Below are 7,645 nucleotides of genomic sequence, written 5' to 3'. Positions count from 1 at the left end.
GCCAAGCAGGCTGCCACTGGCGGCGCCCATATGCACGGCAGGGCCTTCGCGCCCTACGGATTGTCCCGTCAACAGACAGGTTGCTCCGCCAAAAAACTGGGTGACCATATTGCCGGGCGGCATACGCCCCTGATGGTTTTGCAGACGGTCCATCACGTGGCCAATACTGGTCGCGTGATGACGTTTATCAACGCATTGCAGGATTAATCCCAGCACTACTGCGCCGGTTAAAGGCAGGGCAAAGTGCATGATTGAGCTTATCGCTTCAAAATTTTCAAAACTTTCGGGTAAAAAGTAGGCGAGCGGAATTTCCACTAGCCAGCGGAACAGCACAATCACGGCACCAGCGATCAGCCCGGTTAAGAGTCCGAGCAGCGTCAAGAGTGGGAGTGAATCTGCCCCTGCGAGCTTGTCGCGCATGGATTCAGCGCGTTGGCTCAAACGTTTTCTGGTTGGGGTGGATTGCTCTGTTGGCACGCATTTATACCTATTCGAGTGGCTGCTTTTTAGGCGGCGCTGGCCAGATGTCCTGATTTATCAAAGAGCTATTATCAATGCCCGTTAGCTTTTGCTTTTGATTTATCGATAAGGCTCTTATGATAGCCGTCTTTATTTTTCGCCAGCATCGGTTGGCGGGCGCTCAGGATACCAGAGTCTCCCCGGCCAGATTAACTGCGATGACATTGAACACGATTGGAGGAGACAGAGGTGATTAAAGCAGCAATTGTTGGTGGGACTGGTTATACGGGCGTAGAACTACTGCGCTTATTGGCCAAACATCCACAAGTAGAAGTGACTGTGATCACCTCGCGCGCAGAAGCGGGCACCAAAGTGGCCGATATGTATCCCAGCCTGCGCGGCCATATCGATCTGGCATTTACTGAGCCGGATGTGGCGGTATTGGGCGAGTGCGATGTAATCTTTTTTGCCACCCCTCACGGCGTCGCGCAAAACATGATGGGCGCGCTGATGAATACCAAGGCGCGTATTATCGATTTGTCGGCTGACTTCCGTATCCGCGATGTGCCCCTGTGGGAGAAATGGTACAACCAAACCCATGGTGCCCCGGATCTTGTGGCTCAAGCTGTTTATGGTTTACCAGAGGTCAATCGTGCAGCGATCCGCACCGCCAAATTAGTGGCTTGTCCTGGCTGCTATCCCACTGCAACCCAATTAGGTTACCTGCCGCTGATTGAAAACAATCTGGTTGATCCGACTCGCCTCATCGCCAACGCCGCCAGCGGTGCCAGCGGTGCCGGGCGTCAAGCCAAAATTGATAATCTGTTGATGGAAATCAGCGACAGCTTTAAAGCCTACGGTGTTGCGGGGCATCGCCATTTGCCAGAGATCGAACAGGGCTTGCGCGATGTGCAGCCTGCCGGTGCTGCACCGGTCGCATTGACGTTTGTACCGCATTTGCTGCCGATTATCCGCGGCATCCACGCCACGCTTTACGCGACACTGTTGGATGCGGATAAAGTGCCTGATTTGCAGTCTCTCTATGAGCAGCGCTATGCCAATGAGCCATTTGTGGATGTATTGCCTGCTGGCGAATTGCCACAAACGAGAAGTGTGAAGGGTTCAAATGTCTGCCGCATCTCGGTTTTACGCCCGCAACAGCGCGATACTGTGGTGGTGTTATCGGTTATCGACAATCTCACTAAAGGCGCTTCCGGCCAGGCTATCCAGAACATGAACATCATGTTTGGGTTTGATGAGAAAGCCGGGCTGGACGTTGTGGCTTTGATGCCCTAAATTTCCGGGCTGATCCTAACTACGCGGGATGGTGTAATACCATCCCGTGAATAATAAAAATGGTAGCTATGAATCCTGCTAAGACCAAAGTAAAAGGCTCCCCGGTTTACCGCATGAAAGTGGTACCCCATCGGCCGCTTAAAAAGGCATTTATCATCCTGGTACTGCTCGCGTTGATCGGCGCGGCGATCATTGCCACCTATTTCTATGCCCTGAATCAGGCAAGCCGTGAACGTCTTTCGCCTCAAGAGGCGCAGGAGCTGCGTGTTCAGTTGGAAAAATTGACGCATGAGGCTAGTGAGTCAAAGCGCGAGCTGGCCAAATTCCAATTAAGCGCAGAAGTTGATCGCCAAGCGGGCGAGGAGCTGCGCAAGAGAGTAATGGTGTTGCGCGATGAAAAAGCCGCTTTGCAGCGCGACGTAGAGGTTTATCGCATCCTCACTTCGAAAAAAAGTACCAATCCAATGGGCATCAGTTTTGGTATTTTTTCTGTATCCGCGTTGGCGGACAACAAAAAACAATTCAAGCTGGTCGTCCAAAAACTGGCGGAAGGCGATGATGATTTCTCCGGTCAGTTGCGGATATTTGTGGTCGGCCAAAAGGATGGTACGGAGACCAAAATATCGCTCCATGAGCTGGCAGTTAGCAAGGTAGATACTGAGCCTTTGGCTGAAAACATCCCGCTCAGTTTTAAGTTTTTCCAGAATATTGACACTGAAATTGTGCTGCCGGACGGGTTTGTCCCTGTGCGGGTTGAGTTGGCGGTGAAGTCCAACTCACGGCGTAATCCGGTGACCGTTGAAGCAGAACTTGAATGGCCAGAAATTAAATAGCATTTGCTAAGGAGTCTACCTGATGGCGTTTTCCAATAATCACACCCTGATCTCACGTGCAACCAAAGTAATCGGCGACCTTCACTTTACTGGCGAGCTGCAATTGGAAGGTAAGGTAACCGGCAATATCATCGCCGAGGATGAAAAGGACGCAAAAGTGGTGATCGCCGATACCGGCGTAGTGGAAGGGGAGATTCGTGCGCCGGTGGTGATCGTCAATGGTAAGGTGCAAGGGAATATCTACTCCAGTAAACACCTTGAGCTGGCGGCCAAAGGTAATGTGACCGGCACTGTGCACTATCATTCGATTGAGATGGTGAAAGGTGCGCAAGTGAACGGCAGTATGATCAATAAACAACAAGAGTCTGCCAGCATATTGGATATTGCTGTCGCCAAGGCTTAATAGTTGACTGTTTTACTCGGGTAAAGGGATAATAAAGATTGCCCCGTCGGGCTTGGTTGTTATCCGGAGTATGTATGTCTACCGCTGAAATCTATGTTCCCCAGGTTGTTACTGTCACCGAAAGCGCTATCGCCAAGGTCAGAAGCCTGATCGAGGAAGAGGATAATCCCGATCTTAAACTGCGTGTTTATGTTACCGGCGGCGGTTGCTCAGGTTTTCAATACGGATTTACTTTCGATGAGGCGGTCGCTGATGACGACTCAATTGTCGAGCGCGATGGCGTCAAAGTGGTAGTGGATGCAATGAGCTATCCCTATCTGGTGGGAGCGGTAGTGAATTATGAAGAAGGGCTGCAAGGCTCCAAATTTGTGATCCAGAATCCCAATGCCTCCAGCACCTGCGGCTGTGGGTCGTCCTTTACTGTCTAATCTATCTACTTTAAAAATCCCGTGCGGTGTTCTCCAGCGTAGTAAACGCCGCCCAAAATCACCTCCCGCTTGGCTCCCGTTACTTCGCGCAGGTTACCAGTGCGATGATTGATGGTCTGCTGTGCTAGCCACGCAAATGCCATAGCTTCTATCCACTGTGGATCTATCCCCAACACGGATGTACTTGCCACTTTATCGGTCGGCAGTAAATCCTGTAAGCGTTGCATAAGTCTTGGGTTATAGGCGCCACCACCGCATACGTAAATTTCTTTTGCTGCTCGACCAAGGCTACCAATATTGCCTGCAATTGTTGCAGCGGTTAGTTCCAGTAAGGTCGCTTGCACATCTACGGGGGAGAGGGTTGTTGCCAGTTTCGCAAGGCTTTTATCGAGCCACGAGCGGTTAAAGCTTTCTCTGCCAGTGCTTTTTGGTGCGGGCAATGTGAAATAAGCATCTGCCAATAAATCTGCAAGTAGTTCCGGGTGAGCCTGACCGCTAGCTGCCCAGGTGCCATTCTTATCGTAGCTGTCACCTGAGTGAGAATGTATCCAATCATCCATTAATACATTGCCGGGGCCTGTATCAAAGCCTAGTGTTTGGCCTTGTGCAGGTAACCAGGTGATGTTTGCCATGCCGCCAATATTAACAATGACGCGATCCTTAGCGTGCGTATGAAAAATGGCGCGGTGGAAGGCGGGAACCAAAGGCGCACCTTGGCCACCTGCCGCCATATCGCGCCGGCGAAAATCAGCCACTGTGGTAATGCCAGTCAATTCGGCAATCAGGTTTGGGTCGCCAATTTGCAGGGTAAATGTGCCCTCGCTTGAACCGGGTGGGCGATGGCGGATAGTTTGGCCATGGCACCCAATTGCCGCGTTTTGTGTGGCGCTAATGCCTGCTTTGGCGTGCAATTCCAGGCTTGTCCGGGCAAAAAGTTTCCCTAAATCCACATCCAATGCACCCATGCGGTCGATTTCGTTATCGCCGGGGAGTGAGAGTGAGTGGATTTGTTGGCGGATCTCGGCCGGAAGTGGCAGTGTATGCTGTTCAAGCAGTTGTGGAGTGGATTGTAAATCGACAAGTGCTGCGTCTATAGCATCAGCGCTGGTGCCCGACATCAAACCTAGGTAGAGCTGGCGCTGTGACATCTACAGTCTGACTTAGTTGCTGTTGTTGCCGTTTTTGGCAACCGCCAGACGGCTAGAGGATTTGTATTGATCCAACTTCGCAATCAATGGACGAGTGGTTTCATTAAAGCGTGCCAGCTCGGTTTTTTCGATGCCAATAGATTTTGGCAGAGGTACGGTAACCGGGTTGCGTACCTGGCCGTTAACATGGAATTCGTAGTGCAGATGCGGACCAGAGGCCAATCCTGTAGAACCGACATAACCTATCACATCGCCCTGGCTGACACGTGATCCTGAACGAATGCCTTTGGCAAATCCGTTCATGTGCCCATACAGCGTTTCAATACCTTGGCCGTGCTGAATAATAACGGTATTTCCGTAGCCATTTTTACGACCAGCAAAAGCCACCTTACCATTACCCGTAGAGCGTATCGGTGTTCCTCGCACGGCGGCGTAGTCTGTGCCTTTGTGTGCCCTGATGATATGTAAAACTGGATGTTTGCGTCCCAAACTAAAATGGGAGCTGATTTTGGCAAATTCAATTGGGCTACGCAGAAAGGCTTTGTGCATACCGCGACCATCAGGGGTGTAATAGTTGCTTGCACCTTGTTGGTCGGTGTAGCGAACGGCTTTGAAAGTTTTTCCAGCATTGGTAAATTCGGCCGCGATTATTTTGCCTGTACCGATTCGCTTGCCTTTAAGGAATTGTTCTTCGTACATTACCTTAAAACTGTCGCCTTTCTGGATGTCGAGCGCAAAGTCGATATCCCAACCGAAAATGTTGGCTAATTCCATAGTCAGATTGCTAGGCATACCTGCACGTTTTCCAGCCATATAGAGGGAGCTAGCAATAGAGGCTTGGCGGAAGGCGTATTTAACATCGGGTTTGAGTGCGACTTCTTTGCCGGTGAAGCCTTTGGTGTCGCGGGTAAAGCTCAGGCTATTCAATTCGTCGATAATATAATTCAGGCCTTGCAGTTGCCCATTTTCCACCAAAAAAGCCATCTTTTGGCCCGGGCGGATATTGCGTAAGTCTTTGGCATCCTTGGCGTCGCTGAATAATTCGTAGATGGTGCGATCATTCAAGCCTGCGCGTTTAAATAAAATCGATAGGTTATCGCCATTTTGTATGGTGAACTCTTTCCATTGCGGTGCGGCTGGTTTTTGGTCCTGCATCTTTACAGGTTCTGGAACTGCCGCAACTGTTTGGATAATGGTTTCTACTGCGGGTACTGATATGGGGGTGGCAGGCGTTTCTATGCCTTGTATTTTCAATCCGGGGATGTTCTTGCTAGGGATACTTACTATTGCAGAATTTTCTTGAGAGTTGCTGCCTAAAATGATTACCAAACCTGCCGATATCACCACTGCGGCCGCGAGATGTCCGCGCGGCACGTATTGAAGCAGGGTCGATCGAACGATTTCGTAGTAATTTTTTATTTGGGGCATGAGTAAAAAAGTCGCAATTTTTTATAGATAAGTGATCCAAGAAAGAACATTTATAGCAGAAAAAAACGCCATTAACACCCCAAAAATTCATCTTGCTGCAACAAGCCTCTGGTTTTGTCTTGTAATTGGAACAAGATGCGGTATCTTTGCCGCCTTTTTGTTCCTAATCGAAACACTTTTTACAAGCTTGGTTGGTGCGTTATGGCAGCTATTGACACTAATTTCCTGCAGGAATTGCAGGATCGTGGGCTTATTGCCCAAATGACTGGCGGTGATGCTCTTGCGGAGCATCTTAATTCAGGTAGTCGTACGCTTTATTGTGGGTTCGATCCGACTGCAGACAGCTTGCATATCGGAAGCTTGGTGCCGCTATTAATGTTGAAGCGTTTCCAGCTTGCGGGCCACAAACCTATCGCTCTAGTAGGTGGCGCTACCGGCCTGATTGGCGATCCAAGCTTCAAGGCGCAGGAGCGTAAACTAAATACTGCTGATGTAGTCGCCAATTGGGTGGATAAGTTAAAGAGGCAGGTCAGCCAATTTATTGATTTTGACTGCGGTAGCCAATCGGCCGAGGTGGTTAATAACCTCGATTGGGTTGGTAAAATTGATGTGCTTAGTTTTTTGCGCGATGTCGGCAAGCATTTCTCTGTCAATAACATGATTAATAAGGAGTCGGTAAAGCAGCGCATTGAGCGTGAAGGTGAGGGAATTTCCTTTACCGAATTCACCTATATGCTCCTGCAGTCCTACGATTTCGCCGAGTTATATGTGCGCAACAATTGCACCCTTCAGATTGGCGGTAGTGACCAGTGGGGCAATATCACTGGCGGTATTGACTTGGCTCGCCGCATGCACGGAGCTCATGTGTTTGGTCTGACCATGCCTTTGGTGACCAAGTCGGACGGAACGAAATTCGGCAAAACTGAAACGGGTACCGTTTGGCTCGATTCTGAAAAAACATCTCCCTATGCCTTTTACCAATTCTGGCTGAATACTGCAGATGCGGATGCTTACAAATTCCTGCGCTACTTTACCTTTTTATCGGTTGCCCGGATTGCTGCTATAGAGGCTGAAGATGCGGCTCGCCAAGGCAAACCGGAGGCGCAGCGTATTCTCGCGGAAGAGGTGACCAGGCTTGTGCATGGTGACGCTGGTCTATTGGCTGCCCAGCGCATTACGCAGGCTCTGTTTAGTGATGAGTTGTCTGGTTTGAGTGAGTCAGACTTCCTCCAGTTGCAGCAGGATGGATTGCCTTCGTCAAAATTGATCCGTGCAGAAATTGCTGATTTACCGCTTACTCAGTTATTGGCTGATGCTGAATTGGCTGCTTCAGGAAAGCAAATTAAGGATGCATTGGCTAGAGGTGCCGTGTTCGTTAATGGTGCTGCCAAATCTATCGACGACAATATGCAATCGGCTAATTGTTTTGCGTCAAAAAATGCTTTTTTTGATCGTTTCTATCTTGTGAGAGTTGGTAAAAAGAAGTACCACTTATTTGAGGTTGTGTGATTTTTGTTGCCATTGGTGGGTAATTGATCGCAAATGAAATTAAGTGTGGTTAATCTCCAAAAAGAGCTTGCAGGCTCGTGGTTGGGTTCGTATAGTGCGCGCCCTTGCCGAGCTGGGGTCAGGCGCGAAAGCGCAGTGATT

8 protein-coding genes are annotated in these 7,645 nt (G+C 49.7%); 5 read left to right on the top strand and 3 right to left on the bottom strand.

Annotated elements, in window-relative coordinates; genetic code table 11:
* Nucleotides 1–441 (bottom strand): chloride channel protein (locus tag ACWA6V_RS13715; protein WP_449523019.1); only part of this gene is annotated, 441 nt, incomplete at its 3' end.
* Nucleotides 442–708: 267 nt separating this feature from the next.
* Here ACWA6V_RS13715 and argC point away from each other — a divergent pair.
* The 4 genes from argC to erpA all read left to right on the top strand — a co-directional run bounded on the left by argC (nucleotide 709) and on the right by erpA (nucleotide 3,419).
* A complete protein-coding gene (argC, locus tag ACWA6V_RS13710; RefSeq protein ID WP_449523018.1) occupies nucleotides 709–1,755 on the top strand; it encodes an N-acetyl-gamma-glutamyl-phosphate reductase in 1,047 nt (348 codons plus the stop codon).
* A 68-nt stretch (nucleotides 1,756–1,823) separates the two neighbouring features.
* The gene (locus tag ACWA6V_RS13705) at nucleotides 1,824–2,588 is read left to right on the top strand and encodes a DUF6776 family protein (RefSeq protein WP_449523017.1); all 765 of its coding nucleotides are present in this window, start codon (nucleotides 1,824–1,826) and stop codon (nucleotides 2,586–2,588) included.
* Between the two features lie 22 nt (nucleotides 2,589–2,610).
* Nucleotides 2,611–2,991: a bactofilin family protein gene (locus ACWA6V_RS13700; protein ID WP_449523016.1), complete on the top strand. Its 381-nt coding sequence runs from the start codon at nucleotides 2,611–2,613 to the stop codon at nucleotides 2,989–2,991.
* Nucleotides 2,992–3,065: 74 nt separating this feature from the next.
* Nucleotides 3,066–3,419 carry an iron-sulfur cluster insertion protein ErpA gene (gene erpA, locus ACWA6V_RS13695; RefSeq protein ID WP_394988363.1) on the top strand — a complete coding sequence of 118 codons (354 nt, stop codon included), beginning with the start codon at nucleotides 3,066–3,068 and terminating at the stop codon, nucleotides 3,417–3,419.
* Nucleotides 3,420–3,424: 5 nt separating this feature from the next.
* Here erpA and ACWA6V_RS13690 read toward each other — a convergent pair whose 3' ends face one another.
* Together ACWA6V_RS13690 and ACWA6V_RS13685 are read right to left on the bottom strand one after the other, a co-directional pair.
* Complete coding sequence (locus ACWA6V_RS13690) at nucleotides 3,425–4,567, bottom strand: anhydro-N-acetylmuramic acid kinase (RefSeq protein WP_449523015.1); 1,143 nt, start codon at nucleotides 4,565–4,567, stop codon at nucleotides 3,425–3,427.
* 12 nt (nucleotides 4,568–4,579) lie between these two features.
* A complete protein-coding gene (locus ACWA6V_RS13685) occupies nucleotides 4,580–5,995 on the bottom strand; it encodes an OapA family protein (RefSeq protein WP_449523014.1) in 1,416 nt (471 codons plus the stop codon).
* Between the two features lie 201 nt (nucleotides 5,996–6,196).
* Between ACWA6V_RS13685 and tyrS the strand changes: the two genes are divergently transcribed.
* Nucleotides 6,197–7,504, top strand: a complete 1,308-nt coding sequence (tyrS, locus tag ACWA6V_RS13680; protein ID WP_449523020.1) for a tyrosine--tRNA ligase — start codon at nucleotides 6,197–6,199, stop codon at nucleotides 7,502–7,504.
* Nucleotides 7,505–7,645: the final 141 nt, after the last annotated feature.

The sequence above is a fragment of the Cellvibrio sp. genome (genome assembly GCF_053579595.1).
Note: the sequence above shows the minus strand (reverse complement) of the source record. Positions and strands in the feature narration are given on the sequence as shown.

What these genes read in the sequence shown, in the direction of transcription:
- ACWA6V_RS13705 (WP_449523017.1), top strand. Translation starts at nt 1,824, where the DNA reads ATGAATCCTGCTAAGACCAAAGTAAAAGGCTCCCCGGTTTACCGCATG.
- ACWA6V_RS13700 (WP_449523016.1), top strand. Translation starts at nt 2,611, where the DNA reads ATGGCGTTTTCCAATAATCACACCCTGATCTCACGTGCAACCAAAGTA.
- erpA (WP_394988363.1), top strand. Translation starts at nt 3,066, where the DNA reads ATGTCTACCGCTGAAATCTATGTTCCCCAGGTTGTTACTGTCACCGAA.
- ACWA6V_RS13690 (WP_449523015.1), bottom strand. Translation starts at nt 4,567, where the DNA reads ATGTCACAGCGCCAGCTCTACCTAGGTTTGATGTCGGGCACCAGCGCT.
- ACWA6V_RS13685 (WP_449523014.1), bottom strand. Translation starts at nt 5,995, where the DNA reads ATGCCCCAAATAAAAAATTACTACGAAATCGTTCGATCGACCCTGCTT.
- tyrS (WP_449523020.1), top strand. Translation starts at nt 6,197, where the DNA reads ATGGCAGCTATTGACACTAATTTCCTGCAGGAATTGCAGGATCGTGGG.